The sequence below is a fragment of the Labrys methylaminiphilus subsp. lupini genome (genome assembly GCF_051161885.1).
Classification (GTDB): domain Bacteria; phylum Pseudomonadota; class Alphaproteobacteria; order Rhizobiales; family Labraceae; genus Labrys.
In genome coordinates this window covers 3,832,609-3,858,408 of the sequence record NZ_JBMDIH010000001.1, presented here as the reverse complement: position 1 = coordinate 3,858,408, position 25,800 = coordinate 3,832,609, and the positions used below count along the sequence as shown (strand labels likewise).

Here is a 25,800-nt window from a genome sequence, read left to right as displayed (position 1 = left end):
TCCCCGGCCGAGCATGTCACAAGCTTTGCTTGTGACTGGGAGGGGAAGGGGATCCAGGTGTAAATGCGCTGCCCGTAGCTCCTGGATCCCCTTCCCACGGCCTGCGGCCGTGCCGGGGATGACAGTATCGGTGCTTTCGAACTTTGCGGAGGGGCAACAACCCGGGCGCCGGCGGCCTCGCGCGAGGAGGTCATCATGACCGCCCTCAAGGCAGAACTCCTCCAGCGCGCCGAAGCGGAAGGCTTCGATGTCGTCCGCGTCACCACGCCCGACGCCATTCCCCAGGCGCCCGCACGCCTGCGCCGCTTCCTGGAGGAGGGGTTCCATGGCGAGATGGGCTGGATGCACGAGCGCGCCGATCAGCGCGGCGCGCCTTCCACGCTCTGGCCGGACGTGCGCAGCATCATCATGCTGGGGGTCAATTATGGCCCGGACGGGGACCCGATGGCGGGGTTGGCGGATCGCTCTGGCGGGCTGATTTCGGTCTATGCCCAGGGCGACGACTATCACGACGTCATCAAGAAACGGCTGAAAAGCCTTGGGCGCTGGTGGGGCGAGACAACCGGGGCGCCGCTCAAGGTCTTCGTCGACACCGCGCCGGTGATGGAAAAGCCCCTGGCCGCGGCGGCGGGCCTGGGCTGGCAGGGCAAGCACACCAATCTGGTCAGCCGGGATTTCGGCTCCTGGCTCTTTCTCGGCTCGATCTTCAGCGCCACCGAGATCGAGGCCGATGCACCGGAGCGGGATCATTGCGGCTCCTGCCGCGCCTGCCTCGATGCCTGTCCCACCGCCGCTTTTCCCGCGCCTTATCGGCTCGATGCCCGGCGCTGCATCTCCTATCTCACCATCGAGAACAAGGGACCGATCCCCGCCGAGTTCCGTGTGGCGATCGGCAACCGCATCTATGGCTGCGACGATTGCCTGGCCGCTTGCCCCTGGAACAAGTTCGCGGTGGCGGCGCGCGAGCACAAGCTCAAGGCGCGCGAGGACCTGCGAACGCCCAGATTGGCCGAACTCGCCCGCCTGGACGATCCCTCATTCCGGGCACTCTTTGCCAAGAACCCGGTCAAGCGCATCGGGCGTGATCGTTTCATCCGCAATGTGCTGATCGCCATCGGCAATTCCGGCGATGCCGGCCTTGTGGATACGGCCGAGGGGCTCCTGGGTGATGAATCGTCGCTGGTGCGCGCCATGGCGGTCTGGGCGCTCGCCCGGCTCTCGTCGGCCCGCCTGGCAGCCCAGTCCTGGCGGCGGGAATACGAAACCGATGCTGATGTGAGGGCGGAATGGCAGGCCGCCGGCCAGAGCGTTTTGCGATTTGGCGGAATCGCCAAGAATCGCAAAGACGCTCCAGCCAATCCGTAGGATTGGCTTGGAACCAATGAGTTAGAGCAAAATAGCGTTTCCGTCTAAACGCCTTTGCTCTAGGCGGCGCCGGTGCAGCAAGAGGCCTTATCGTGATGGTCATATTGAGGATCGGACGCAGGGACCGCTTGACGGCGGCGGCGTTCGCCAATAGCGATGCGAACGGGGCAAGCAAGGAGCAGGCCGATGGTCCATAAGGGCGGCGCGCGACGTGACAATTGCAAGCCATCCAGACGTTTCGGTGAAGCCGCGCAGTTCTTCCGCAGCTGGACCGAAAAGCCCCTGCAGATGGGGTCGATCACCCCTTCCAGCCCTTTTCTGTCCAAAGCGATGGCGAACTGCGTCGATCTTGCCTCCGAAGGGCCGGTGGTGGAAATCGGGCCCGGCACCGGTCCGATTACCCAGGCCCTGGTCGAGCGAGGCATCGCCGAGGATCGCCTGGTGCTGGTCGAATACAGCCCGCAATTTTGCGATCTCCTGTCGCAGCGTTTTCCGAAGGCGACGGTGGTGCAGGGCGATGCCTATGCCCTGGCCAATACGCTGGACGGCAAGCTTTCCGGCAAGGCCGCCGCCGTGGTCTGCGGTCTGCCGCTGCTGACCAAGCCCGAGCGGCAGCGGCTCGACCTCCTGGCCCAGGCCTTCACCCTGATGCAGCCCGACGCCGCCTTCATCCAGTTCACCTATTCGCTGACTTCGCCGATGCCGACCAAGAACGCCTTCTTCACCTGGCATGCGTCGCCCCGGATCTGGCGCAACGTGCCGCCCGCCCGCGTCTGGACCTACCGCCAACTTCTGAGGAACTGATTTGGATACGAGAGACCGCCTGATCTGTGGCCTGGATGTCGATAGCGTTGCCAAGGCCGAGGCCCTGGTAACCCAGCTCGGCGACAGCGTGACCTTCTACAAGATTGGCTATCAGCTCATCTTCAATGGCGGTCTGCCCTTCGCCCAGGATCTGGCCCGCTCGGGCAAGAAGATCTTCCTCGACATGAAGCTGCACGACATCGGCAACACCGTGACCAAGGGGGTCGAGGCCATTGCCGGCATGGGCATGACCTTCCTCACCGCGCACGCCTTTCCCCAGACGATGCGAGCGGCGGTCGAAGGCGCCCGCGGTTCGGATCTGAAGATCCTCGCGGTCACCGTATTGACCTCCTATGACGATGCCGATTTGGCCGAAGCCGGTTATGGCAAGGGCGTGGGGGAACTCGTGGCCCAGCGTGTCGCCCAGGCCATGGCGCTCGGTGTGCCCGGCCTGGTGATGTCGCCGGAAGAGGTCGCTTCGACCCGCAACCGGGTGGGAGATGGCATGCTGCTGGTGACCCCGGGCGTGCGGCCCGCCGGCAGCGACAGCGGCGATCAGAAGCGGGTGATGACGCCCGGCGACGCCATCCGCGCCGGGGCCGACCATTTGGTGGTGGCCCGCCCCATCGTGGCGGCTCCCGATCCGAAGGCGGCAGCCGAGGCGATCCAGGCGGAGATCGCGGCAGCGCTATAGCGGAGCACGGACTTCCCAGGGACATGGAGACATGTCGCGATGTCCGCTCTTTGGAAACAAGCCACATTGAAAAAGGGCGCGGCCGACAAGCCCGCGCCCTTTTTGTGGTCTGTGCTGCAGGAGCGGACCTCGCGGCATGTCGCTGAGAAGTCCGCGCTCCCGGATCAATCCTTGGCGCGTTCGACGTAGGAGCCGTCTTCCGTCATGATCACCACGCGGGTGCCGGCGCTGATGTGGGGCGGCACGGTGGTGCGCACACCGTTGGAGAGGGTGGCGGGCTTGTAGGAGGAGGAAGCCGTCTGGCCCTTGGTCACCGGCTCGGTCTCCGTCACTTCCAGCACGACGCGGGCCGGCAGTTCGATCGCCACCGCCACGCCGTTGTAGAGGCTGATCTGGCATTCCATGTTCTCGGCCAGATAGACGGACTGGTCGCCGATGACATCGTTAGGCACGGCGACCTGCTCGTAGCTGTCCATGTTCATGAAGGCATAGCCATGCGCGTCTTCATAAAGATAGGTGTGCGACTTGGTCTCGATGAAGGCGCGCTCCACCTGCTCGGTGGTGCGGTAGCGCTGCACGGTCTTCACACCGTCCGACAGGCGGCGCATGTCGATCTGCGTGGTGGGCGTGCCCTTGCCCGGGAAGAAGCTCTCAGCCTTGAGCACGACGAATAGCTGGTTGTCGATCTCGACGACGTTGCCCTTGCGGATCTGGCTGGCGATGACCTTCACGATAATGTCCTGAAACTTTTCAAGTGAACTAAAGCGTTTTGTGATGTGAGGGAAACGCTCCCAATCGCAAAGACGCGTCGAACCAAAGAGCTAGAGCAAAGCGCGTTTTCACCAAAACGCGCTTTGCTCTAGGAACAGATGTGGGCGCCTCTTACACCGCCCTGCCGCCGAACGAAAGCGCGAAGCGCCGTAAATCGGCGAAAGAAGGCCGAATTCCCGCCTCACGACGCGTTTTCCCACGACTTTCGCGATGACGCTGCCCTGTCATCACGAGGCCGTGAGTGTGTAACAAGCGACGGTCTGCCGACGAATAGCACAGGGACGGGGCCTTTGTTCGGGCCGAATACTGACGAGGCCATTCATGCGGCGATCGACGAAGAGGCCGTGTTCCAGCCTGACGCGGCTCGCTCTATTGGGATTGGGCCTGACCATGCCGCTGGTCGGCGGCACGGCGTCGGCCTGGGCGGGGCAGCTTACCGTGGTGGAGCTCTTCACCAGTCAGGGTTGTTCCTCATGCCCGCCGGCCAACGCCAATCTGGCCACGATCAGCCGGCGGTCCGGCGTGCTGGCCCTGAGTTTCGGCGTCACCTATTGGGACCGGCTGGGTTGGAAGGATATTTTCGCGCGTCCGGACTACACGCAGCGCCAGGTCGCCTATGAGAAGCCCCTTGGGCAGAGCGGCCCCTTCACGCCGCAGATGGTGGTGAATGGCAGGACGTCCCTGGTCGGCAACGACCTCGCCGAGGTCGAGGCGGTGATCACGGCCGCCGCGGCGGCCCGGCCGGATGCCGGACCGAGCCTTGCTCTTTCTGCCGGCCGCGCCGCCATCGGCAGCCATGCTTCTCCGGCTGCCGGCCTCGACGTCTGGCTGGTGCGCTACGATCCCAGCCAGGTCCAGGTGCCGGTGCACGCGGGCGAGAATTCCGGCCGCACCCTGCCCCATAAGAATGTCGTGCACGATCTGATCCGCCTCGGACATTGGAAAGGCGAGGCTCTCAGCCTGCCGATCCCAGCGCCGCCGCCCGGCATGCGGACAGCCATCCTGCTGCAGGCGCCCCAAGGCGGTGCCATCGCCGCGGCAACGACTGATTGAGGGCGCGTACTCCCTCTCCAACTCCCGCCTGCTGGACGGCTGGTCCGGCTTTCCCCGCGCAGATGCGCAACCACTGAAAGGAAATGAACAATGGATCGTATCGCCAAGATCGTCTCGACGGGCCTGCTGGGACTGGGGCTTGCTTTCGCTGTTTCCTCGCTGTCGCAGGCCCAGGACGCCACGCCGAATACCGACACCATGCAGAAGCCTGCCCCGATGGAATCGCAGACGATGAAACCGATGCAAGGCGATGCCATGAAGGCCGACACCATGAAGAAGCCGATGAAGAAGATGACCAAGAAGCACATGGCCAAGAAGCACATGGCCAAGAAGATGAAGAAGCATGGCAAGGCCATGAAGGCGATGTGACCGACACGCGAACGAAGTTCCGGGCCCGTGCTCAGCGCGGGGCATCCTCCACCAGCCAGCCCTTGTAGCGCACGATCAGTCCGAGCAGGGGGTGGGCGATCTCGACATGAAAGTTGAAGCGCCCATCCTCGGCGCTCTCGAAGCTGTTGCCATAGGGAGCGAGGAAACGTGGCAGCGGCAAGCCGAGGAAACGCCAGTTGCGCACCGCGAGCTTGAGCGTGCCGTCCTCGGCGAGGAGAGCCAGGCCGAAGCTGAAAGGCCCGAAACGCTCGTCGATGAGGCCGGCACTGCGGCCACGGCCGGCGGTTTGCACGGAGCGGAAGCGGCGTCCGGCAAATTCGCGCCGCCAGATTTCCTGGTTGCGCCCGATCTCGAAGGACACGCGCACCGGCACGTCCGCGCCGGCTTCGGGAAAGCCGACGAGGGCGCCGACCAGCCGTGACAGCAGCCCCTTGCCGCGCTCCACGCTGGCGCGACCGCTGACGCTGTGGCTCGCTTGGTGCCGATGCAGGGCCTGGATGGCCGGCGGCAGGTCGCGATAGGCAGAGCCCAGGACGCGCGGATAGAGCGGCAGGCTGGCCTCGGCCGTGACGTCGCGCGTGCCATGCGCGAAGGCCCGGCCGGCAAAGATCCGATCATAATCGGCCAAGGCGAGTGCTCCGGTTGCCGGGCGGGCCCCCGGCTCCGGCCTGATGCCATCGAGGCGCCGGCGGATGAGGGCCTCGATCGCCATCGCCGGAATATAGGGCCCGTCATCGCCTTCGGCCGTCAGGTGCCAGCTTCGCGTCAAAGGCTCGCCACGGTGGCCTGATCCCACGACCTCGACGAACATGCCGCCGCGATGGGGACCCCAGCGCAGAATGTGGTTTGCCCAGAGGAAAAGCCCGGCCAGCGGCCTGAGCGACGGCAGTATTTTCCCCCGCACCAGCAGGCTCAGTCCGATCAGGCAACGATGCAGGATCTCGGGGCGCGGCCCGGCCCCCACCCAGACCGAACGCACACTCGGCCACAGGTCGGCGAGCAGCAGGAGATCGGGCACCTCCACCAGCGAGAACAGCGTATTGGAGAGGGGCATCCGTCCCGGCGGAGCGATGGTGAAACGGCAGGTTTCGGTGAGAGGATGCACGAGCAGGGTCTGCCCGCGCCGCCGCGCCGGCACGGCCTGGCCGGCATAGCTCGCGATCGCCTTGAGCACATTTTCGCCGACGATGGCATGAGGCGAGGGGGCGATGCCGGCGCGGATGGTCTCGATGCGCGAGAAGGCGCCGGCGAGATGCCTGACGACCGCGGCGGTGAGCACGGGAAAGCTGCTTACGCCCGAGAGGATTGTGACGCCGCGCTGCCGGGCCGCTGCATCGAGGCTGGTGACGCCGCGCACGAAGGCGGCCCCGTCCGAGAAGTCGAAATAATCGGCCCCGCAGGCGATGGTGGCTTCGATCAGGCGATAGGGCTCCTTGCCGTAACCCTGGAAGGGGCCGCTGGCATCGACGACGATGTCGGGCTTCAGGGCCTGCAATTGCGGCTCGAGGGGCTGCTCGCGATCGAACTGCGCCGGTGAGAGGCGAGCCCGTACCGGGCGGCTGGCGCAGAAGAATTCCGCCTTGGCGAGCGAACGCCCGGCAATGATGAGGGTGAGGCGGGGCTCGTCCGCCAGCAATTCCGCCAGCCGTCCACCGAAGATGCCGTAGCCGCCGACGATCAGGACGCGCAGGGAGGGTGGGGATGCATTCACGGTGCGGCTCCAGCCTCGCATGCGTACAGGGAGCAGCCGGAACCGGCAAGGTGAAGCCTTGCACCGGTGCCGGACCTGGTGGCTAGACTTGCGTCTTGCGCCCGCGCCCGCCATAAGCGCTAGCCTAAGCACGATTTTCCGGCGAGACCCGCGGGCGGGCTTCTCCGGAAAATCGTGCATGTGTTCGATATCTTGCAGCTTGTTCTTGATCGCGCCCGTGGCTCGATCAAGAACAAGCTGCTTGGACAATAATGGAATCCTCTCGCCATGACGAAGTTCGTGGAGCGCGTTTTTTCGGGCGTTCAACCGACCGGCAATCTGCATCTGGGCAATTATCTCGGCGCGATCCAGCGCTTCGTCGAGATGCAGAAGAGTCATCAATGCATCTATTGCGTGGTGGATCAGCACGCCATCACGCTCTGGCAGGATCCCAAGACCCTGAGCAGCGCTATCCGCGAGGTCACCGCCGCCTTCCTGGCCGCGGGCATCGACCCGAAGGCCCACATCGTCTTCAACCAGAGCCAGGTGGCCGAGCACGCCGAACTCGCCTGGGTGTTCAACTGCGTGGCCCGCATGGGCTGGCTCAACCGCATGACCCAGTTCAAGGAAAAGGCCGGCAAGGACAAGGAGGCGGCCTCGGTGGGCCTGTTCGCCTATCCCACTCTGATGGCCGCCGACATCCTGGTCTACCGCGCCACCCACGTGCCCGTCGGCGAGGACCAGAAGCAGCATCTGGAGCTCGCCCGCGACATCGCCGCGAAATTCAACAATGATTTCGGCGACTCCATCGCGGCCAATGGCTTCAATGATGGCTTCTTCCCGCTGCCCGAGCCCCTGATCCAGGGCGCTGCAACCCGCGTGATGAGCCTGCGCGACGGTTCCAAGAAGATGTCGAAATCGGATCCCTCCGATTTGTCGCGCATCAACATGACCGACGATGCCGAGACCATCGCCGCCAAGATCCGCAAGGCGCGCACCGATCCCGAGCCGCTGCCTGGTGAGGAGGAGGGGCTGAAGGGACGTCCCGAGGCCGACAATCTCGTCTCGATCTTCGCTGCCCTGTCGGGACGCACGGTCGCGGAGGTTCTCTCCGAGTTCGGCGGTGGCCAGTTCTCGACCTTCAAGACGGCGCTCGCCGATCTCACCGTCGCGAAAATCTCGCCGATCACCGCCGAGATGAAGCGCCTGATGGCCGATCCCGGCCATATCGACGCGGTGCTGGCCGAAGGCTCGGAGCGGGCGCGCGCGATCGCCGCCCCGATCATGGCCTCGGTGAAGGACATCGTCGGCTTCATCCGGGCGAAGTGAGGCCGAGTGAAGTCAGGCATTGTCCGGAAAGTAGCTGAAACGCCGCCTTCGTCATGCCTGGCAATGACAAAGGCCAAGTCAATTCGATCCGTTTATTGCGGACGAACTCCGACGGGTTGTGGGAAGGGACCGATATGCTGAAGATCTGGGGCCGCGCCAATTCCTCCAATGTGAAGAAGGTGCTCTGGTGCGCCGAGGAACTCGGGCTCGCTTATGAGCGCATCGATGCGGGCGGCGCTTTCGGCGTGGTCAACGATCCCGCCTATCGCGCGCTCAATCCCAACGGGCTGGTGCCCTGCATCGAGGATGACGGCTTCGTGCTGTGGGAATCCAATGCCATCGTGCGTTATCTGGCCGAGGGCGATGCCGAGCGCCGGCTGGTGCCGGCAACGCGCCAGGCGAAGGCTTCCGCAGAGCGCTGGATGGACTGGACGACCTCCACCATCGCCGCTCCCTTCCGCGACGTGTTCTGGAACGTCGTGCGTCGTACCGCCCAGGACCGGGTCGAGACCGAGCTCTCCCGGGGCCTCGACAGCTGCAGCCGCCTTCTGGCCATCGCCGACAAGGCCTTGGCCAGCCAGCCTTTTCTGTCCGGCGAGAAGTTCGGCATCGGCGACATCCCGCTCGGCTGCAGCGCCTATGGCTGGTTCAACATGGCGATCGAGCGGCCTGATCTGCCCCATCTTGCCGCCTGGTATGAGCGCCTGACCGAACGCCCGGCCTATCGCAAGGCGGTGATGATCCCGATGACCTGACGAACGGGAACTCCCCGGCCGACATTCGCGTTACCGAGCCGACCATGATTGTCATGGTCGCTCGGGGAATGTGTCCATGTTGTCTCAAGTGATCTCGCTGCTGATCGGCGTCTTCGTCATCGGCCTCGTCTGCTGGCTATTGCTGTACCTAGTCGACCGCCTGCCCATGGAAGGGCGCTTCAAGCAGATCGCGCGCATCCTCATCATCGTCATCGCGGTCCTCGCCATCGTCCAACGCATCGTGGTGCTGCTGGAGCCGGTACCGAGCCTGTGACGAGCAGCCTCATGCTCGAGAACGTGCGGGACGGATACTTGTCGAACATGGGTTGCCCGGCGTGGGGCATCCCGATCGGGGGCGCAGCCGACATGTTCGGGAAAACCCTGAAAAAGCTGCGGGATGGCTTGCCTTTCGCCTGAGCAAATTGCATGGTCTTCGCCCTTTTTCCACCGTTTGCGGCAGCTCGGTCCGCTTGCGGGTCGCTATGCCAGGACGCACTCCATGAAGGTTACGCTCGAACGGACTGCCCTTCTCAAATCGCTGGGCCACGTCCACCGCGTCGTCGAGCGGCGCAACACCATTCCGATCCTGTCCAACGTGCTGATCGAGGCCCAGGGCGCCAGCCTGCTCTTGAAAGCGACCGACCTCGATCTGGAGGTGGTGGAGTCCTCTCCTGCCGATGTCACCATGGATGGTGCGACCACGGTACCGGCGCATACCCTCTACGATATCGTCCGCAAGCTCCCCGACGGGGCCCAGGTCTCGCTGGAAGGCGGCGGCGAGGCGACCCAGCTGATCGTGCGCTCCGGCCGCTCGCGCTTCACCCTGCAGACGCTGCCGCCTTCGGATTTCCCGGACCTGGCGGCGGGCGAGTTTCCGCATAATTTCCAGCTCAAGGCCGCCGATCTGCGCAAGCTGATCGAGAAGACCCAGTTCGCGATTTCCACCGAGGAGACGCGCTATTATCTCAACGGCATCTATCTGCACACGCTCGAAGTCGAGGGCGAGACCCGCATCCGCGCCGTGGCGACGGACGGCCATCGCCTCGCCCGCGTCGAACTGCCGGCGCCCGAAGGCTCCAACGGCATGCCCGGCGTGATCCTGCCGCGCAAGGCGGTGGGCGAGATCCAGAAGCTGATGGAAGACGCCGAGGCCATCGTCTCTGTCGAGCTTTCCCAGGCCAAGGTCCGCTTCACCATCGGCCCGGTGGTGCTGACCTCCAAGTTGATCGACGGCACCTTCCCCGATTATGCCCGCGTCATTCCTGTCGGCAACGACAAGTCCCTGATCGTCGAGCGCGCCGACTTCACCGCGGCCGTCGACCGCGTCTCGACCATCTCCTCCGAGCGTGGCCGCGCCGTGAAGCTGTCGCTGGCCGACAGGCGCCTCGTCCTCACCGTCACCAACCCCGATTCCGGCACGGCGACCGAGGAGATCGAGGTCGATTACGACGCCACCCCGCTCGATATCGGCTTCAACTCGCGCTATTTGCTCGATATCGCGGCGCAGCTCGACGGCGATACCGCCCTGTTGAAATTCGCCGATCCGGGTTCGCCGACCCTGGTGCAGGACCGCGAAGGCGCCGCCGCCCTCTACGTTCTGATGCCGATGCGGGTGTAATCCGCGATTTGCCTTCTCCGCGCAGCGGGGAAGGTGGCGGATACTCGTGACGTCGGCCTTGCAGGCGATAGCGCTCGAAATGCGGTGTGCCGATCTCCAGATCGGCATCTGACATGTTGGCGAGCACAGCGGTTCCAACAATGCCGATCTGGAGATCGGCACACCTGTTTCATGCTTGTCCCTGCAAAATTAGCGCCGGGAGCAGGATGCCTGCGATCCCAAAAATGATCTCGCCCCGCATCACCCGCCTGATCCTCACCTCCTTCCGGTCCTATCCGCGGCTCGATCTTGCCGTGGATGCCGGCATGGTGGTCCTTACGGGGCAGAACGGCGCTGGCAAGACCAACGTGCTCGAAGCCATCTCGCTGTTCACCCAGGGCAAGGGCTTGCGCCGGGCGGATCTCGAGGACATGGCCAGCGAGGACGGGCCCGGCAGCTTCGCCGTCGCCACCGAGGTCGAGGGCGCGCTCGGGCCGACCCATCTTGGCACCGGACTGGAAGGCCCCGACAGTGGCCCGCGCAAATATCGCGTCGACCGCCAGCCTGTGTCCTCGGCCACGAGCTTTGCCGATCATCTGCGCCTGGTCTGGCTGACGCCCTCGATGGATGGCCTGTTTTCCGGTTCCGCCGGGGAGCGGCGGCGCTTCCTCGACCGGCTGGTGCTGGCTGTCGATGCCGGCCATGGCAGCCGGGTCAATGCGCTCGAACGCGCCTTGCGCTCGCGCAACCGCCTGCTAGAGGATCCTCGTGCCGATCAGCGCTGGCTGGATGCCGCCGAGCATGAAGTCGCCGATCTCGCCATCGCGGTGGCGGCATCACGGGCCGACACGGTGCGACGCCTCGCCGGCCTGATCGATGAGGAGATCGATCCCGCCTCTCCCTTCCCCCATGCCCGCATCGCCCTCGACGGTGCCATCGAGAATGCCGTGCTGGACGAACCGGCCCTGGCCGTTGAGGAGCGCTATCGCCAGATCCTGCGCGAAGGCCGTTCCCGGGACCGGGCGGCCGGGCGTACGCTCGACGGGCCGCATCTGACCGATCTCCTCGTCGTGCATGGCCCAAAGGGCATCGCCGCCGAGCGTGCCTCCACCGGGGAGCAGAAGGCCTTGCTGCTCGGCCTGGTGCTGGCCCATGCCAGGCTGGTTGCCCGTCTCGCCGGCATGACGCCGATCGTCCTGCTCGACGAAGTCGCCGCCCATCTCGACCCGATGAGGCGCGGGGCGCTCTATGACCGGCTCGAGAGCTTCGGCGCCCAGGTCTGGCTGACCGGGGCCGATCCCTCCGCCTTCGAGGCAATTGCCGGCAGGGCTGCCGTCTATCGGGTCACGCCGGGGCGGGTCGAGGGGTGAGGAAGTTTCTGCAAACAAGGGCTCTGTCATCCCCGGCACGGCCTTAGGCCGTGCCGGGGATGACAATCCTCTCGATGCGATTGTCACCGAGTGGTTCCTGACGTCAGCGCCTTTGCGAACGTGGCGACGCAATGACGGTCAATGCTTCAGCAGCACGTCGAAGCGGGGATTGATCTCGTCGAAGATCGGCAACGAGGCTGCGCCCAGCACCACGGTGTGATGGCCTACGGAGCCCGCCATCAGGCGGGGGAGGCTGCGGCCGCTGCGCGAGCCCACCGACATCGGCAGCGGCATGGCCTTCTCGATCAGGCTGGCCAGCACGCTGGCCGGTGCCAGCCCACCGAGCAGGATGGTTTCCGGATCCAGGGTCGATTCCAGGATGTTGACGGCACTGGCAAGAAAGGGCGCGGCCTCCTCAACCCAGCGCTCCACGGGAGCGGATATCGCGCCATCCAGCTCGGGGAGGACAGGGGAGCCAGGCTGGTCGGCCAGAAATTCCTGGGCGGCGCTCAGAGAGAGATAGCGCTCCAGGCAGCCGCGATTGCCGCAGGGACAGGGCTTGCCGTTCGGCATCACGATCATATGGCCGATTTCGCCGGCATTGAGCGAGGCGCCGCGCCAGGGCTGGCCGCCGAGAAAGACGCCGGCGCCGAGCCCTTCGTCCAGGAACAGGAAGACGAAACTGTCGATTGCCCGGGCGACGCCGTGCAACCGCTCGCCGATCGCTGCCGCCATGGCATCGTTCTCGATCTGCACCGGCTGTTCGAGAGCCTCCGCGATATGCCGCCTGGCATCAGGATCGTCCCATCCGGGCAAAGTGGTCGGGCCCGCCGTGGTGATGGCGCCGACCCCGAAGCGCACGGGCAGGGCGACCCCCGCACCGAGCAGGCGCGAGGCGGGAACGCCGGCCTCCTCGATCAACGCATCGGCAAGCTGCCGCAAGGCCGGCGCTGCGCTGCGGGGAGAGGGGCGCTGGGCGGGAATCTCGCGGATGGCGACAGGCTTGCCGGTGAGGTCGACCAGGGCCGCGATGATGGCGCTGTGGTCGACATGGAAGCCGAGCGACCAGGCGCCCTGAGGGTTGATGGTGTAGGGGATGGAGGGCTGGCCCCGTCCCTCGCGCTTGGGTGCGCCGGGCAGGAGGAAGCCGGCCTGCTCCAGTTCCTCGACGATGTTGGAGATCGTCTGGTTGGTCAGGGCGGTCTCCCGGGCGATCTCTGCCCGCGACACCGGCCCCAGCCTGCGCACCGTGTCGAGCACGACGCGCCTGTTATGGGAGCGGGTGAATTCGAGATTGGTCCCCGCAACACTTCGGCCCGGTTGGGGCGCCTTGTCCGCCTCGCGCCTTGCCATCTCAGCCACCCCCTAGAGCAAAACGCGCTCAGATGAGAACGCTTATTTGCTCTAACTCTTTGTTTCGACGCGTCTTTGCGATTCTAGATGATTCCGTCAAATCGCAAAACGCTTTCCCGATTTCGTCGGCAACTATGGCAGCATGTTTACATTCAAACAAATTGAGTTAATAATTTTTCCGGGTCGCAGAAAATGACCGGGAGCCATCGAGAACTCTCCGCGCCCCTGAACCATGCAGGGCGGCCACCGGTCGCCGTTCGAATTGCAAGCGGGAGATGATTGCAATGTCTGGAATTCACAAATCGGTCCTGGCTGGGCTGGCAATGACGGCCCTGGCGGGATTGTCGCCGGCAGCTGCGGAAACGCTCAATGCCCTGTTCATGGCGCAGGCCGCCTATAGCGACGCCGACGTCAAGGCGATGACCGCCGCCTTCGAGAAAGAAAATCCCGGCGTTACCGTCAATGTCGAATTCGTGCCCTACGAGGCCCTTTACGACAAGATCGTCGCCTCCAAGGCCGCTGGCGGCGCCGGCTATGACGTCGTGCTCTACGACGTGATCTGGCCGGCCGCCTTCGCGCAGAACGGTGTCCTGGTCGACGTCACGGACCGGCTGAAGGATCTCGACCGCTCCAAGGTATTCGACGGGGCCTGGGCCACCGTGAATTATGACGGCAAGACCTATGGCATGCCGTGGATCCTCGACACCAAATATCTGTTCTACAACACCGAGATCTTGCAGAAGGCCGGCATCGCCGAGCCGCCGAAAACCTGGGATGAGCTGGCCAAGGATGCCAAGATCATCAAGGACAAGGGCCTGGTGCAATATCCCATCGTCTGGAGTTGGTCGCAGGCCGAGGCGGTCATCTGCGATTATGTGACCCTGACGGCGGCCTATGGCGGCAAGTTCTTCGAGGGAGACAAGCCGGTCTTCGACAAGGGCGGCTCGCTCGATGCCGTCACCTACATGGCCGACAGCCTCAAGAACGGCCTCTCCAACCCCAATTCCAAGGAATATCTGGAAGAGGACGTCCGCAAGGTGTTCTCGGCTGGTGATGCGGCCTTCGCGCTCAACTGGACCTACATGTATGCCAAGGCCAATGACCCGGCCGAAAGCAAGGTGGTCGGCAAGGTCGGGGTGGTGCCGGCTCCCGGCGTCGAGGGCAAGAGCAAAGCCTCGGGCGTGAACGGCTCGATGGGGCTGGGCATCACGGCCGGTTCCTCCAAGCCGGATCTCGCCTGGAAATACATCGTCTATCTGACCTCCAAGCCGGTGCAGAACCAGTATGCCAAGCTCAGCCTGCCGATCTGGAAGGCGTCCTACACCGATCCGGCCGTCACCAAGGGGCAGGAGGGCTTGGTCAAGGCCGCCGATGTTTCCATCGGCCTGATGACCCTGCGTCCGACGGTCGCTTCCTACCAGGAACTCTCCACCATCCTGCAGGCGCAGATCCAGAACGCGCTGGCCGGCAAGGCCTCGCCCGCCGATGCCCTGGCGGCAGCGGCCAAGGATGCCGCGCGCATTCGGTGAGACCTTTACCCAGGGCTGATGTCGGTCGGTATTTGGTACACCGGTGAAGGTCCGGCAGAATGGGCGCGACCAGCCTTCCCCACGAAGCTGGGGAAGGTGCCCCGACGTCGTCGGGGCGGATGGGGTGTGGCGGGCAGTGCGATACCTTTGAAAGGCTGGCCGAACGGTGATGCAATCTTGTTGCGTTCAGCCTATTGCCCGCCACATCCCATCCGTCATTTCTGCGAAATGAACAGCCACATCTTCGAAACGAAGATGTGGCGGCCTCCCCCAGCTTCGTGGGGGAGGCTGGCCACACCTCTTTCTGTCGGGTGCGAAAAGCTGCCCAGACCTAAAGGATTTCCCTGATGATGAGCGGCCGTGTCGGCATGCCCTCACCATGGCTTCTGCTCGGTCCGATGCTGGTCATCGTGTTCGCGGCGGTCGGCTATCCCATCCTGATGACTCTGTGGCTGGCCTTCACCGATACCCGCCTGATGGCGGGGCCGGGGGCAGCGCATTTCATCGGGCTGGAAAACTTCGCCTTTGCCTTTACCGATTCCGATTTCCTCGCCGCGGCAGGTCGGACGATCTATTTCACCGTCGTCTCGATCAGCGCCGAGGCCCTGCTCGGCATCGGCGTGGCCTTGCTGCTCAACGAGAAATTCCGCGGCCGCACCTTCTGCCGTGCGCTCCTGGTACTGCCCTGGGCGGTGCCCACCATCGTCAACGCTTTGATGTGGCGGCTGATCTACCAGCCCGATTTCGGCGTGCTCAATGCAGTGCTGACCCAGAGCGGGCTGATGGAGAGCTATCGCAGCTGGCTCGGCACCGAAGGCAGTGCCATGAATGCGGTGATCGTGGCCGATGTCTGGAAGAACTATCCGCTGGTGGCGCTGATCGTGCTGGCCGCGCTGCAATCGGCACCCTTGGAACTCTACGGCGCCGCCACGCTCGACGGCGCCAATGCCTGGCAGCGCTTCAAGGCCGTTACCTGGCCGGTGATCGCGCCGCCGCTGCTGGTGGCGCTGGTGCTGCGTTCGATCGAGGCACTGAAAGTCTTCGACATCTTCTATGTGATGACACGGGGCGGTCCGGCGAGTTCGACCAAGACCATGAGCTTCTTCGTCTATGAGGAATCCTTCCGCTTCATGCGAGTGGGGTCGGGTGCTTCCTACGCCCTCATCGTGGTGCTGATCTGCATGGTCTTCGTCGGCTTCTACGTCCGGCTGATGCGCAGACAGGAGGCCTGATCATGCAGCGCAGCCCCATCGCAACTTTCTTCCTCTATTGCGGCGTCGCCCTGTTCCTGGTGGTGACGCTCGCGCCGGTGCTCTGGCTCGGCGTGATGAGCATCTCGCTACCGGCCGATCTCACCGCCAAGCCGCTGTCGCTCATCCCGCATCATGTCGACTTCAGCCGTTATGCCCGCCTGCTCACCTTCGAGACCAACAGCCCGGGCGAGGCCTTCCTGATGGCGTTGCGCAACAGCCTGTTGAGCTCGCTGGGCGCGACGGCGCTGTCGCTGCTGGTGGCGGTGCCGGCGGGCTGGGCCTTTTCGCGCTACCGCAATCGCGGCGTGTCGGTGGTGCTCTACAGCATCCTCGCCACCTATATGACCCCGGCCGTGGCGCTGATCCTGCCGCTCTATTTCCTGCTGTCGATGCTGGGGCTGCTCAACAATGTGTTCGGCCTCATCCTGGTTTATTGCTCGATCCTGACGCCCTTCACCGCCTGGTTCATCAAATCGTCCTTCGATGCGGTGCCCGGCGAACTCGAAAGCGCTGCGGCGATCGACGGCGCCTCGACGCTGCAGACCCTGTGGTGGGTCACGCTGCCCTATGCCCGGGCCGGCGTCGCCACCGCTGCCCTGTTCGCCATCCTGCTGGCCTGGGACGAATTCTTCTACGCCCTGCTCTTCACCTCCAACCAGAATGCCAAGACCCTCACCGTCACCATCGCCGACTTCGCCGCCGGCCGCGCCACGGATTTCGGCCTGGTCTCGGCCGCGGGCCTGCTGACGGCGCTGCCACCGGTTCTGATCGCCTTCATCCTGCAAAAATCACTGGTTGCCGGCCTGACTGCCGGCAGCGTCAAGGGTTGATATCATGAGTAAAATCGTGCCGGGCTCGGGCCTGGCGATGATCGAGGCCGAAATGGCCAGGCAGCATGCCGATGCACTGGCCTCTTTCCACGGCGCCGGGCCGATGGCCGCGCGGCTGGCCGACAGCATCCGCCGTACCGGCCGGCTGACCCTGGCCGCCATGGGCGGCTCGCACTGGGTCAACCGCGCAGCCGCCGTGCTCTATCGCCAGCTCGGCATCGAGGTCGAGACCGAGGTGGTGTCCGAGCTTCTCATCACGCCGCAGCCCGACCGCGAGCGTACCGTGCTGCTGGTGTCCCAGTCGGGCAATTCCGGCGAGATCGTCGCCTATCTCGAGCGTCCGGCCGGCCGGCAGGAGCGCTTCGGCCTCACGCTTGATGCCGATAGCGCGCTCGGCCGCGGCGTGCCCGCCCTTGTCGGTGTCGGCGGGTCGGAAAAAGCCTTCGCCGCCACGCGCAGCCTCCTGGTCAGCCATGCGCTGCATCTTGCGGTGCTCGCCGCATTGGGCCTGCCGGCGGAACCCGCGCTCGCCGTGCTCGATGCCCCCGTCCGGCCCGATCTGGGGGCGGCCCTGTCCGCTCTCGCCGCCAGCACGTCCCTGATCCTCAGCGGCCGGGCCGAACTGCAGGGCGTGGCCGAATCCGGGGCGCTCTGCGTGATGGAACTCGCCCGCCTGCCGGCCCTGGCCCTGGAGGGCGGCCAATTGCGGCATGGCCCGATGGAGATGCTGTCACCGGCCAGCGGCATCGTGCTGCTGCGCGCCGCCGGCCCCTCGGCCGGCCTCGCGCCGGGGCTGGTGGCGGCCTGCCGCGCGGCCGGATCGCCGGTGGTGGTGTTCGACCTCTCCGGTGAGGCCGACATCGCCGATGCTGTCACCATTCGCCTGCCGAGGGAGGAGGGCATGGCGGCCATCTTCGCCGTATTGCCGGCACTGCAGTCCTTCCTGGTGACCTTTGCGGCCGGCCGGGTTACCCAAGTCGGCGAGCCCCTGCGCTCGACCAAGGTGACGACGGAGCTATGAGGGAACCGCTGTTTCTGATCGGCAACGTCAATGTCGATCTCGTGATGGGCCCGCAGGCGCCCTGGCCGCAACCGGGCACGGAAGTGATCGTGCCCGAGAGCGAATTCCGCGTCGGCGGCGCCGCTGGCAATACGGCGCTGGCCCTCGATGCGCTCGGCGTCGATTACCGGCTGATCACCAGTCGCGGTAACGACATGCTGGGCCGCTGGCTCGCCGAACCCTTCGGGGCACGGGCGCTGGGCTGGACCGTGGCCGAGGGGGCGACCACGGTTTCGGTCGGCATCGGCCATCCCGATGGGGACCGCACCTTCTTTACCACCACGGGCCATCTGCATTCATTCAGGCTGGCGCACGTGCTGTCGCAACTCGACGAGAAGGGGGAGGGGTGCGTGGCCCTGCTGGTGGGTCCCTTCGTGATTCCGGCCCTGCTCGCCGATTATGACGAGTTGATCGTCATCCTGCGGCGCCGGGGTTATCGGGTCGCCCTCGATACGGGCTGGCCGGATGGCGGCTGGACGTCTGGGGTGCGGGCGCGGGTCAATGCCTGGATCGGCCATTGCGAGCATGTCCTCATCAACGACATCGAGGCCAAGGGGCTGACCGGCGCCGAGACGGTCGCGGACGCGGCGGAGATGATCCGGCCGCTGCTGCCCGCCGGCGCCAGCCTGGTGATCAAATGCGGGCCGAAGGGGGCCTTGGCCTGGCGTGGGGACGAGCATGTGGCCGTGCCGGCGCCGCAGGTCGACGTCGTCGACACCATCGGGGCCGGCGACACCTTTTCGGCCGGCTATTTCGCCAGCCTGGTCGAGAGCGAGGATCTTGAGAGGGCGGTGACGAATGGCGTGGCGGTCGCCTCGCTGGCGGTCTCGACGCGGCCACGCCGCTATCGGTGAGGGAGGCGCCGCCCCCTTCACACATACCCGCGGCGCTTCACCTCGGCCCAGCTGTCGTCGAGCGTCTTCTTGGCGGCGGCGATCAGGGCGTCGACTTCTTCATGGCTGATCACCAGCGGCGGGGCGATGATCAGCGTGTCGCGGGTGGCGCGCATGACCAGGCCGTGCTGGAAGGAGAAGTCACGGGCGATCAGGCCGACCGTGCCGGTTTCCACAGGCCAGGAGGCGCGAGTCTTCTTGTTCGGCGTCAGCTCCAGCGCGCCGATCAGGCCGACCATGCGCGCTTCGCCGACCATGGGATGATCGCCCAGCGCCAGCCACTGCTTTTGCATATAGGGGCCGATATCGTCCTTCACGCGCTCGACGATCTTCTCGTCACGCAGGATCTTGATGTTGGCGATCGCGGCCGCTGCGCAGGCCGGATGGCCCGAATAGGTGTAGCCATGGTTGAAGTCGCCGGCATTGGCGATCACCTCGGCCACCTTCTCGGTCACCATCACGCCGCCGATCGGCAGGTAGCCGGAGGAAATGCCCTTGGCCATCGCCATGATGTCGGGCTCGAAGCCGAAATACTGGCTGCCGAACCATTCGCCGGTGCGCCCGAACCCGCAGATCACCTCGTCCGAGATCAGGAGGATGTCGCGCTCGCGGCAGATGCGCTGGATTTCGGGCCAATAGGTGGCGGGCGGGATGACCACGGCGCCGGCACCCTGGATCGGCTCTGCGATGAAGGCGGCGATCGTGTCGGCGCCGAGCTCGTCGATGGTGCGCTCGAGCTCGCGCGCCGCCCACAGGCCGAATTCCTCCGGGCTGCGGTCACCGCCCTCGGCATACCAATAGGGCTGGGCGATGTGGACGATGCCGGGGATCGGCAGGCCGCCCTGGGCATGCATCGGCGTCATGCCGCCGAGCGAGGCGCCGCCGATGGTCGAGCCGTGATAGCCGTTCTTACGGGCGATGATGGTCGATTTGCCGGGCTTGTCCTGGGCCGCCCAGTAATGACGCACCATGCGGATGATGGTGTCGTTGGATTCCGAGCCCGAGCCGGTGAAGAACACGCGGCTGAACTGCGGCGGCGTCACTTCCGCAAGCAGGCGCGACAGCTCGATCGCCGGCAGATGGGTGGTCTTGAAGAAGGTGTTGTAGAAGGGCAGTTCGCGCATCTGCTGCGCCACAACCTCGACGATTTCCTCGCGGCCATAGCCGACATTGACGTTCCACAGGCCCGACATGCCGTCGATGATCTGGTTGCCTTCGGAATCCCACAGATGCACGCCCTTGGCCTTGACGATGATGCGCGCGCCCTCGGCGTTCAGGCCCTTGGTGTCGGTGAAGGGGTGCAAATGATGCGCGGCATCGATCGCACGCAGTTCCGCTGTGGTGAGGTTGGTCTGGTGCAAGGACATGATGCGCGCTTTCCCGAAAAATGTGATCCCAATTTTGTGATCACAAATTGCGGAAGTCAAGGGGGATGCGTTGTCGCGGTGTTTGCAAGAGCGGACGTCCTACGACACTCGAGAGAGCGTGGGACAATGCCCTCAATCGTCCCGCCAGCGCGGCATCGCCCTAAAGCGGTCGAAAACTTCTACGCACCCGCCAGGACGATCTCCGCTTCGTGTTCCACCGGAAAATTCACCGAGCGGGCGATGAAGCACATCTCATGCGCCTTCTTGTGCAATTCATGCGCCTTCTGCAGGTCGGTGCCGGCGGCGACCACGACATGCGGGCGCAGGGTGACCTTCTCGAACTGGCCGGCACCGCCAGCCACCTCGACCATCACGCCTTCTGCCTCGTCCTCATAAGAGAGCACATTCACGCCCATCTGCGAGCACAGGCCGAGATACCAGAGCTTGTGGCAGGCCGAGAGCGAGGCGACCAGCAGGTCCTCGGGGTTCCAGCGCGTGGCATCGCCGCGAAAGCTCGGGTCGGAGGAGCCTTCGATCGTCGGCTTGCCCTCGGCCTGGATCTGGTGGGCGCGGCTGTAGCCGCGATAGGTGGGCGTGCCCTCGCCCTCATTGCCGGTCCAGATGACCTTGACCGCATAGCGGTGTTCGCGCCCTGCCATACCTTCCTCCTCATGTCGTTATGTGGCGGGAGGATGCCCTCTTGTCCGGCTGTTTCGCAATGGGTGTGTGCATAGCGCGTCAATCTTCCGCGTCCGCCGGCCGCAGGGAGCGGGACAGGAAATCGACCACGGCACGTACCGCGGGCAACTGCCCGCGCCGATGGGTGGTCAGCACCGTGGTGGTGACTTCGCCTGCCTGCCAGTCCGGCAGCACGAGACGCAACAGGCCGCCCGCCACGGCCGCCGCGCTGATCGAGCGGGGCAAAGCGGTGATGCCGAGCCCGGCTTTGGCCGCTTCCAGCAGGGCGACGGATTCGTCGGCGAAGAAACGGGCGCGGGGCATGACCTCTATCGTCTGGCCGTTCGCCGAGAGCTTCCATATCGGCGCCCGGGGCTGGGTGAGGAGGCCGTCATGACCGGCAAGATCCTCCGGCGTGGCCGGCATTCCCCTGATGGCGAGATAGGCGGGGGCAGCCACCAGGCCGATTGCCTCCCGGTGAATGGGGCGGGCCATCAGGTCGGAATCGGCGAGCGGCCCGAAATGGCTCCGGAGCGCGATGTCGAAGCCTTCCTGGATGAGATCGACGAAACGGTCGGTGACATGCAACTGCACCTGCAGCTTGGGCAGGGCGGCGGCGAGCCTGGGTAGCTGGGCGGCGAGATGGAATTGCGCAGTGGGAACCGAAGCCGTGATCCGGACGGTGCCGCTCGGTTCCGCCCGCCGGGCCAGCACGGCGCTTTCGGCCGCCTCGACCTCGATCATCGCTGCCCGGGCATGCTCGAACACCTCCCGGCCGGCATCGGTCAGCACGAAGCTGCGCGAGGTGCGGTTCAGCAGCCTGGCTTCCAGCCGAGCCTCCAATTCGGCCACACGCTTGCTCACTGTCGATTTCGGGATGCCGAGGTGCCGGGCTGCGGCAGCAAAGCCGCCCTGCTCGACGGCCTGGGCAAAGAGGATGAAATCGTTGAGGTTCGACATTCAAAGTTTCCAAGTATGGACTTCAGGTCCATATCTGCCAGTCTACAGCTCCAAAGTCCATGTGTGCATATTGTCGTTATCAACCCAATAGGAGATACGACAATGGAACCGATCATCTTCGCCGGTCATCCCGCGGGCAGCTCCCTCGGTCTCGTCGCCGCTTTCGAATGGCTCGGCAAGCCCTATCGCGCCACGCGGGTGCATATGCCCGACGAGATGCTGAGCGAAGCCTATGGGCGGGTGAACGGCCGGCGCGAGACCCCGGTGCTGATCCGCGAGGACGGCAGTGTGCTGACCGAAACCACGGCGATTGCCCGCTGGCTCGAACTGCGCGACGAGGAACATCGCATCAGTTTCGCTACCGATAGTGCCGAGGCGCATCGCATGCACCAATTCATCGGTTTCCTGAACACCGGCTTCACCGGTGCCTTCACCCCGCTCTGGGTGGCGCTGGAAATGCAGGGCGGAAGCGAGGCTTATAAGGAAGCGCTGCGGACCTTCGGGCGCGACCTCGTCGCCCATCGTCATCGCCAGCTCGAGGCGATGATCGGTTCCTCGGCCTATCTGGCCGGCGACAGGCCGAGCCTGGCCGATGCGGTCTTCATCGGCGTCGCGCGCTGGGCCGAGTTCCACCAGGCGCTCGATCTCACGCCCTTCCCGAAGATCCAGGCGTTGAAGGCAAGGCTGGAGCCCGATCCGGCCGTGCGGTTCGCTCACGCGATCGAGGACGGTGTTCCCGCGATCGGCAGTGGCGCCTTGCGCGGTCTGCTGCCGCTGGAGGAGGTGTTGGGTGAGTTAGGTGCCAGACTGGCGGCGTGAGCACCCGGATCGCCTCGCGCTGCCTGGATGGCAAGGGGGCTCACCCCCTTGCCATGCCTATGGCGCCTCGGGGCGGAAACTTGCGATGGAGCGGTCGCAGAGCGGACGCCACGTCTCGATCTCGGAGGTTGGAAACTCGCAGACGATGTTGAACACGCTGTCTGGCGTCTTGGATACGCGGGTGATGGCGGACTGCTTAGGCCCCCTCAGTTCGGCGCGAACGAACTCCTCGGTGCCGCTACGGCCGATCGGCAGATCCGGCACCCGGATGCCTCGCTTCTGCGCCAGTTCCTGGATGAACGTCCGTAGATCGATATCCTTCATCCTGGCTGTTCGTTCGAATTTGATCACGCCGAACTCGTGCTGCCCCATCCGGCTGCCGACACCATGCACGACCATGGGGCCGATCTTCGGATCGTCCACCGTGAAGCTGTAATCGTTGAAGGGGATGGGGGAGATCACGAAGAAACGCCCCCTTGTCGATCGCGCCGGATAGCCGCCCTGGCCGTCGGTCTGCCGGACCTCGGTCCGGTGCATTTCGATATTAGCCTGTGCCTGCGCGGCCACTGGACCTGCAAGAACAAGCAGCCAGGCTGCAACTGCTCGGTCAACCAGTCGTCTGTGAGCCATCGGGAGCTCCGGATCGCGGTTCTCACATCGCCCGGGTGCCGCTTTTGTGGTAGCGGGCAAGCACGGCGCGCAGGCGTGCTTCGGCGTCCGCGTTGGGCGGCAGGCCGAAGCGCAGCCAGCGTGGGTTGGCGCCAAAGCGGCGCACCCAGATGCCGGCCTGGCCGAGCTGGCGGAACAAAGCGGGGGCATGCGCGGTCTGCAGCAGGCGATAGAGATCGGTGCCGCCGATCACCGCGCCGGCCTTGGTCAGGTCCTCGTCGAGATTCTGGCGTGCCGTGCGCAGTGAGGTGCGCGTGCCGTTCTGCCAGAGGATGTCGGCGAGCGCGGCGCGGCCTATGGCGATGGCCTCGCCCGAAACCGCCCAGGCTCCCATCGCCTGGCGCAATTTGCCGGTGAGCGCGGGTTCGGCCAGCACGAAGCCGAGCCGGATGCCGGCCAAGCCGAAGAACTTGCCGAAGGAGCGCATCATCACTAGGCCCTGCGTGCCTGCCATGGCGGCCAGGCTTACCTGCGGCATCACGTCAGCGAAGGCCTCGTCGACGACGAGGGCGCCGCCCCTGGCATATTTCTCGGCGGCGAGCGCGAGCAACTCCTCGCGGCCGAAATAGTTGCCATCGGGATTGTTCGGATTGACGAGGACCGCGATCTCGGAGCCGGCCAGTTCCTCGAAGCGGCGAGCCTCTCGCACGTGATGGCCGCCCAGCGCCCAACTGCGGGCATGTTCGGCATAGGTCGGGCTCAGCACGCTCACCGTACCTGCGGCGAACAGATGGGGCAGCCACTGGATGGCGGCCTGCGTGCCCGGCGTCGCAACGACGCAGGCATCGAAGGGCACGCCATAGCATTGGGCCGCCACGGCCTCCAATTCACGGGCCTCGTCGGGAGAGGGCAGGGCAGCCCAGGATTCGGCCGGAATCGCTGGAATTGGATAGGGCCAGGGGTTGATGCCGGTGGAAAGATCGATCCAGGGCCCGGAGGCCTGCGGGAAGAGGCGACGTGCCTCGCCGAGATTGCCGCCATGCTCCACTGCGCTCATTCTCCTGCCACTCTTGTCTTGACGCCTGAAACCGGCGCGACCAATGTCGCGCCAAATTTGTTTATTGGAGGGTATGGCCATGGTGGACGCTGCGATCAAGCTTCATGACGCCGGCGAAGCGATCAAAAAGGCTGGTGAAGCCTTCGACTGGTCGGATCCGCTCGATCTCGAATCGCTGCTGACGGAGGAGGAGCGGCTGGTCCGTGACACCGCCCGCGACTACGCGCAGGACCGGCTGATGCCGCGCGTACTCAAGGCTTATCGCGAGGAGGATTTCGATCGCGCGATCATGTCGGAGATGGGCGAGCTCGGCCTGCTCGGCGCCACGATTCCCGAAGCCTATGGCGGTGCGGGCCTTGGCCATGTCGCCTATGGCCTGGTTGCCCGCGAGGTCGAGCGGGTTGATTCGGGCTATCGCTCGGCGATGTCGGTGCAGTCCTCGCTGGTGATGCACCCGATCTATGCCTATGGCAGCGAGGAGCAGCGCAAGAAGTACCTGCCCAAGCTTGCCAGTGGCGAACTCGTCGGCTGCTTCGGCCTCACCGAGCCCGATGCCGGCTCCGATCCAGGCTCGATGAAGACCCGCGCGGTCAAGGTCGCCGGCGGCTACCAGCTCAACGGCACCAAGATGTGGATCACCAATTCGCCGATCGCCGACATCGCGGTAGTCTGGGCCAAGCTGGACGACGTCATCCGCGGCTTTATCGTCGAGCGCGGTACCAAGGGCTTCTCCACGCCCAAGATCGAGGGCAAGCTCTCGCTGCGCGCCTCGATCACCGGCGAGATCGTGCTCGATGGCGCGGTGGTGCCGGAAGAAAACCTCCTGCCCAACGCCAGGGGCCTGTCCGGGCCGTTCGGCTGTCTCAACAAGGCGCGTTACGGCATCGCCTGGGGCGCCATGGGCGCGGCCGAGTTCTGCTGGCACCGCGCCCGCCAATACACGCTCGACCGCAAGCAGTTCGGCCGGCCCCTGGCGGCGACGCAGCTCGTGCAGAAAAAGCTCGCCGACATGCAGACCGAGATCGCGCTCGGCCTGCTCGGCGCGCTGCAGCTCGGCCGCCTGCTCGACGCCCATACCGCGGCGCCGCCGGCGATCAGCCTGATGAAGCGCAACAATTGCGGCAAGGCGCTCGACATCGCCCGCGTCGCCCGCGACATGCATGGCGGCAACGGGATCGCCGACGAGTTCCATGTGCTGCGCGTGGCCCAGAATCTGGAGACGGTGAACACCTATGAGGGCACGCATGACGTGCACGCCCTCATCCTCGGCCGCGCCCAGACCGGTATTCAAGCATTCTTCTGAGGGTGGCCGTTCGGCGTTCTTAAATATCTGATTTATAAAGAAAAGAGCGCAATCCTTGTCATGCCCGGGCTCGACCCGGGCATCCAGCGCAACGGGGCCTGCTGGATTGCCAGGTCAAGCCCGGCAATGACAAAGGTTGAGCCAGTTCGCCTGTTGATCAGCTACCCCTATGGTGGCGATCGAAAGGCCGACTCCGGTTTCCTGCGAAACATCTTCCAATTTAATGACGCTTGGCCTCGAGGCTGGGCCGCGTTCTTATGCGCACAACCAA

26 protein-coding genes are annotated in these 25,800 nt (G+C 65.0%); 18 read left to right on the top strand and 8 right to left on the bottom strand.

What is annotated here, in order from left to right:
- Positions 1-195 precede the first annotated feature (195 nt).
- From queG to pyrF, 3 genes are all read left to right on the top strand, one after another.
- A complete protein-coding gene (queG, locus tag ACN6KF_RS18245; RefSeq protein WP_434958206.1) occupies positions 196-1,365 on the top strand; it encodes a tRNA epoxyqueuosine(34) reductase QueG in 1,170 nt (389 codons plus the stop codon).
- A 186-nt stretch (positions 1,366-1,551) separates the two neighbouring features.
- On the top strand, positions 1,552-2,169 hold the full coding sequence (locus ACN6KF_RS18240; RefSeq protein WP_434958205.1) for a class I SAM-dependent methyltransferase: 618 nt from the start codon (positions 1,552-1,554) through the stop codon (positions 2,167-2,169).
- Between the two features lies 1 nt (position 2,170).
- A complete protein-coding gene (gene pyrF, locus ACN6KF_RS18235; RefSeq protein ID WP_434958204.1) occupies positions 2,171-2,863 on the top strand; it encodes an orotidine-5'-phosphate decarboxylase in 693 nt (230 codons plus the stop codon).
- Between the two features lie 164 nt (positions 2,864-3,027).
- On the opposite strand, the gene efp is transcribed toward pyrF, so the two are convergent.
- On the bottom strand, positions 3,028-3,597 hold the full coding sequence (gene efp, locus ACN6KF_RS18230; protein ID WP_434959701.1) for an elongation factor P: 570 nt from the start codon (positions 3,595-3,597) through the stop codon (positions 3,028-3,030).
- A 358-nt stretch (positions 3,598-3,955) separates the two neighbouring features.
- Here efp and ACN6KF_RS18225 point away from each other — a divergent pair, with 358 nt between their 5' ends.
- Together ACN6KF_RS18225 and ACN6KF_RS18220 are read left to right on the top strand one after the other, a co-directional pair.
- Positions 3,956-4,687, top strand: coding sequence for a DUF1223 domain-containing protein (locus ACN6KF_RS18225; RefSeq protein ID WP_434958203.1), 732 nt, complete (start codon positions 3,956-3,958; stop codon positions 4,685-4,687).
- Positions 4,688-4,777: 90 nt separating this feature from the next.
- A complete protein-coding gene (locus ACN6KF_RS18220) occupies positions 4,778-5,056 on the top strand; it encodes a hypothetical protein (protein WP_434958202.1) in 279 nt (92 codons plus the stop codon).
- A gap of 31 nt (positions 5,057-5,087) precedes the next feature.
- Here ACN6KF_RS18220 and ACN6KF_RS18215 read toward each other — a convergent pair whose 3' ends face one another.
- Entirely contained in the window at positions 5,088-6,788 is a 1,701-nt protein-coding gene (locus ACN6KF_RS18215) for a saccharopine dehydrogenase family protein (RefSeq protein WP_434958201.1), read from the bottom strand.
- A gap of 267 nt (positions 6,789-7,055) precedes the next feature.
- On the opposite strand from ACN6KF_RS18215, the gene trpS reads away from it, so the two are divergent.
- The 6 genes from trpS (at position 7,056) to recF (ending at position 11,818) form a co-directional block, all read left to right on the top strand.
- Positions 7,056-8,096 (top strand): tryptophan--tRNA ligase, encoded by a 1,041-nt coding sequence (trpS, locus tag ACN6KF_RS18210; protein ID WP_434958200.1) that lies wholly within the window; start codon positions 7,056-7,058, stop codon positions 8,094-8,096.
- A 134-nt stretch (positions 8,097-8,230) separates the two neighbouring features.
- The gene (locus ACN6KF_RS18205) at positions 8,231-8,851 is read left to right on the top strand and encodes a glutathione S-transferase family protein (RefSeq protein ID WP_434958199.1); all 621 of its coding nucleotides are present in this window, start codon (positions 8,231-8,233) and stop codon (positions 8,849-8,851) included.
- A 76-nt stretch (positions 8,852-8,927) separates the two neighbouring features.
- Positions 8,928-9,125, top strand: coding sequence for a hypothetical protein (locus ACN6KF_RS18200; protein WP_434958198.1), 198 nt, complete (start codon positions 8,928-8,930; stop codon positions 9,123-9,125).
- An 11-nt stretch (positions 9,126-9,136) separates the two neighbouring features.
- Positions 9,137-9,268 carry a hypothetical protein gene (locus ACN6KF_RS18195; protein ID WP_434958197.1) on the top strand — a complete coding sequence of 44 codons (132 nt, stop codon included), beginning with the start codon at positions 9,137-9,139 and terminating at the stop codon, positions 9,266-9,268.
- 82 nt (positions 9,269-9,350) lie between these two features.
- Positions 9,351-10,469: a DNA polymerase III subunit beta gene (gene dnaN, locus ACN6KF_RS18190; protein WP_434958196.1), complete on the top strand. Its 1,119-nt coding sequence runs from the start codon at positions 9,351-9,353 to the stop codon at positions 10,467-10,469.
- A 224-nt stretch (positions 10,470-10,693) separates the two neighbouring features.
- Entirely contained in the window at positions 10,694-11,818 is a 1,125-nt protein-coding gene (gene recF / locus ACN6KF_RS18185) for a DNA replication/repair protein RecF (protein WP_434958195.1), read from the top strand.
- Between the two features lie 138 nt (positions 11,819-11,956).
- Here the strand turns inward: recF and ACN6KF_RS18180 are convergent, their stop codons facing one another.
- Positions 11,957-13,171, bottom strand: coding sequence for an ROK family transcriptional regulator (locus tag ACN6KF_RS18180; RefSeq protein ID WP_434958194.1), 1,215 nt, complete (start codon positions 13,169-13,171; stop codon positions 11,957-11,959).
- 284 nt (positions 13,172-13,455) lie between these two features.
- Here ACN6KF_RS18180 and ACN6KF_RS18175 point away from each other — a divergent pair, with 284 nt between their 5' ends.
- The 5 genes from ACN6KF_RS18175 (at position 13,456) to ACN6KF_RS18155 (ending at position 18,697) form a co-directional block, all read left to right on the top strand.
- Positions 13,456-14,700, top strand: coding sequence for an extracellular solute-binding protein (locus ACN6KF_RS18175; RefSeq protein ID WP_475422025.1), 1,245 nt, complete (start codon positions 13,456-13,458; stop codon positions 14,698-14,700).
- A 350-nt stretch (positions 14,701-15,050) separates the two neighbouring features.
- Positions 15,051-15,932, top strand: coding sequence for a carbohydrate ABC transporter permease (locus tag ACN6KF_RS18170; protein WP_434959700.1), 882 nt, complete (start codon positions 15,051-15,053; stop codon positions 15,930-15,932).
- Entirely contained in the window at positions 15,932-16,783 is an 852-nt protein-coding gene (locus ACN6KF_RS18165) for a carbohydrate ABC transporter permease (protein WP_434959699.1), read from the top strand. The genes ACN6KF_RS18170 and ACN6KF_RS18165 overlap by 1 nt, the downstream gene beginning before the upstream one ends.
- A 4-nt stretch (positions 16,784-16,787) precedes the next feature.
- The gene (locus ACN6KF_RS18160; RefSeq protein WP_434958192.1) at positions 16,788-17,804 is read left to right on the top strand and encodes an SIS domain-containing protein; all 1,017 of its coding nucleotides are present in this window, start codon (positions 16,788-16,790) and stop codon (positions 17,802-17,804) included.
- The gene (locus tag ACN6KF_RS18155; RefSeq protein ID WP_434958191.1) at positions 17,801-18,697 is read left to right on the top strand and encodes a carbohydrate kinase family protein; all 897 of its coding nucleotides are present in this window, start codon (positions 17,801-17,803) and stop codon (positions 18,695-18,697) included. Before ACN6KF_RS18160 ends, ACN6KF_RS18155 begins: the two co-directional genes overlap by 4 nt.
- Positions 18,698-18,714: 17 nt before the next feature.
- Here the strand turns inward: ACN6KF_RS18155 and ACN6KF_RS18150 are convergent, their stop codons facing one another.
- From ACN6KF_RS18150 to ACN6KF_RS18140, 3 genes are all read right to left on the bottom strand, one after another.
- The gene (locus ACN6KF_RS18150) at positions 18,715-20,103 is read right to left on the bottom strand and encodes an aspartate aminotransferase family protein (RefSeq protein ID WP_434958190.1); all 1,389 of its coding nucleotides are present in this window, start codon (positions 20,101-20,103) and stop codon (positions 18,715-18,717) included.
- A gap of 179 nt (positions 20,104-20,282) precedes the next feature.
- Positions 20,283-20,762: an OsmC family protein gene (locus ACN6KF_RS18145; protein WP_434958189.1), complete on the bottom strand. Its 480-nt coding sequence runs from the start codon at positions 20,760-20,762 to the stop codon at positions 20,283-20,285.
- Between the two features lie 79 nt (positions 20,763-20,841).
- Entirely contained in the window at positions 20,842-21,741 is a 900-nt protein-coding gene (locus ACN6KF_RS18140; RefSeq protein WP_434958188.1) for a LysR substrate-binding domain-containing protein, read from the bottom strand.
- Positions 21,742-21,843: 102 nt separating this feature from the next.
- On the opposite strand from ACN6KF_RS18140, the gene ACN6KF_RS18135 reads away from it, so the two are divergent.
- Positions 21,844-22,560: a glutathione S-transferase family protein gene (locus ACN6KF_RS18135; protein WP_434958187.1), complete on the top strand. Its 717-nt coding sequence runs from the start codon at positions 21,844-21,846 to the stop codon at positions 22,558-22,560.
- 57 nt (positions 22,561-22,617) lie between these two features.
- On the opposite strand, the gene ACN6KF_RS18130 is transcribed toward ACN6KF_RS18135, so the two are convergent.
- Together ACN6KF_RS18130 and cobD are read right to left on the bottom strand one after the other, a co-directional pair.
- Positions 22,618-23,190 carry a hypothetical protein gene (locus tag ACN6KF_RS18130; RefSeq protein ID WP_434958186.1) on the bottom strand — a complete coding sequence of 191 codons (573 nt, stop codon included), beginning with the start codon at positions 23,188-23,190 and terminating at the stop codon, positions 22,618-22,620.
- Positions 23,191-23,212: 22 nt separating this feature from the next.
- A complete protein-coding gene (cobD, locus tag ACN6KF_RS18125) occupies positions 23,213-24,226 on the bottom strand; it encodes a threonine-phosphate decarboxylase CobD (protein ID WP_434958185.1) in 1,014 nt (337 codons plus the stop codon).
- A gap of 79 nt (positions 24,227-24,305) precedes the next feature.
- On the opposite strand from cobD, the gene ACN6KF_RS18120 reads away from it, so the two are divergent.
- On the top strand, positions 24,306-25,529 hold the full coding sequence (locus ACN6KF_RS18120) for an acyl-CoA dehydrogenase (protein ID WP_434958184.1): 1,224 nt from the start codon (positions 24,306-24,308) through the stop codon (positions 25,527-25,529).
- The last annotated feature ends 271 nt before the right edge of the window (positions 25,530-25,800 follow it).

What these genes read in the sequence shown, in the direction of transcription:
- queG (WP_434958206.1), top strand. Translation starts at nt 196, where the DNA reads ATGACCGCCCTCAAGGCAGAACTCCTCCAGCGCGCCGAAGCGGAAGGC.
- ACN6KF_RS18240 (WP_434958205.1), top strand. Translation starts at nt 1,552, where the DNA reads ATGGTCCATAAGGGCGGCGCGCGACGTGACAATTGCAAGCCATCCAGA.
- ACN6KF_RS18225 (WP_434958203.1), top strand. Translation starts at nt 3,956, where the DNA reads ATGCGGCGATCGACGAAGAGGCCGTGTTCCAGCCTGACGCGGCTCGCT.
- ACN6KF_RS18220 (WP_434958202.1), top strand. Translation starts at nt 4,778, where the DNA reads ATGGATCGTATCGCCAAGATCGTCTCGACGGGCCTGCTGGGACTGGGG.
- trpS (WP_434958200.1), top strand. Translation starts at nt 7,056, where the DNA reads ATGACGAAGTTCGTGGAGCGCGTTTTTTCGGGCGTTCAACCGACCGGC.
- ACN6KF_RS18205 (WP_434958199.1), top strand. Translation starts at nt 8,231, where the DNA reads ATGCTGAAGATCTGGGGCCGCGCCAATTCCTCCAATGTGAAGAAGGTG.
- ACN6KF_RS18200 (WP_434958198.1), top strand. Translation starts at nt 8,928, where the DNA reads ATGTTGTCTCAAGTGATCTCGCTGCTGATCGGCGTCTTCGTCATCGGC.
- ACN6KF_RS18195 (WP_434958197.1), top strand. Translation starts at nt 9,137, where the DNA reads ATGCTCGAGAACGTGCGGGACGGATACTTGTCGAACATGGGTTGCCCG.
- dnaN (WP_434958196.1), top strand. Translation starts at nt 9,351, where the DNA reads ATGAAGGTTACGCTCGAACGGACTGCCCTTCTCAAATCGCTGGGCCAC.
- recF (WP_434958195.1), top strand. Translation starts at nt 10,694, where the DNA reads ATGATCTCGCCCCGCATCACCCGCCTGATCCTCACCTCCTTCCGGTCC.
- ACN6KF_RS18180 (WP_434958194.1), bottom strand. Translation starts at nt 13,171, where the DNA reads ATGGCAAGGCGCGAGGCGGACAAGGCGCCCCAACCGGGCCGAAGTGTT.
- ACN6KF_RS18175 (WP_475422025.1), top strand. Translation starts at nt 13,456, where the DNA reads ATGTCTGGAATTCACAAATCGGTCCTGGCTGGGCTGGCAATGACGGCC.
- ACN6KF_RS18170 (WP_434959700.1), top strand. Translation starts at nt 15,051, where the DNA reads ATGAGCGGCCGTGTCGGCATGCCCTCACCATGGCTTCTGCTCGGTCCG.
- ACN6KF_RS18160 (WP_434958192.1), top strand. Translation starts at nt 16,788, where the DNA reads ATGAGTAAAATCGTGCCGGGCTCGGGCCTGGCGATGATCGAGGCCGAA.
- ACN6KF_RS18155 (WP_434958191.1), top strand. Translation starts at nt 17,801, where the DNA reads ATGAGGGAACCGCTGTTTCTGATCGGCAACGTCAATGTCGATCTCGTG.
- ACN6KF_RS18150 (WP_434958190.1), bottom strand. Translation starts at nt 20,103, where the DNA reads ATGTCCTTGCACCAGACCAACCTCACCACAGCGGAACTGCGTGCGATC.
- ACN6KF_RS18145 (WP_434958189.1), bottom strand. Translation starts at nt 20,762, where the DNA reads ATGGCAGGGCGCGAACACCGCTATGCGGTCAAGGTCATCTGGACCGGC.
- ACN6KF_RS18140 (WP_434958188.1), bottom strand. Translation starts at nt 21,741, where the DNA reads ATGTCGAACCTCAACGATTTCATCCTCTTTGCCCAGGCCGTCGAGCAG.
- ACN6KF_RS18135 (WP_434958187.1), top strand. Translation starts at nt 21,844, where the DNA reads ATGGAACCGATCATCTTCGCCGGTCATCCCGCGGGCAGCTCCCTCGGT.
- ACN6KF_RS18130 (WP_434958186.1), bottom strand. Translation starts at nt 23,190, where the DNA reads ATGGCTCACAGACGACTGGTTGACCGAGCAGTTGCAGCCTGGCTGCTT.
- cobD (WP_434958185.1), bottom strand. Translation starts at nt 24,226, where the DNA reads ATGAGCGCAGTGGAGCATGGCGGCAATCTCGGCGAGGCACGTCGCCTC.
- ACN6KF_RS18120 (WP_434958184.1), top strand. Translation starts at nt 24,306, where the DNA reads ATGGTGGACGCTGCGATCAAGCTTCATGACGCCGGCGAAGCGATCAAA.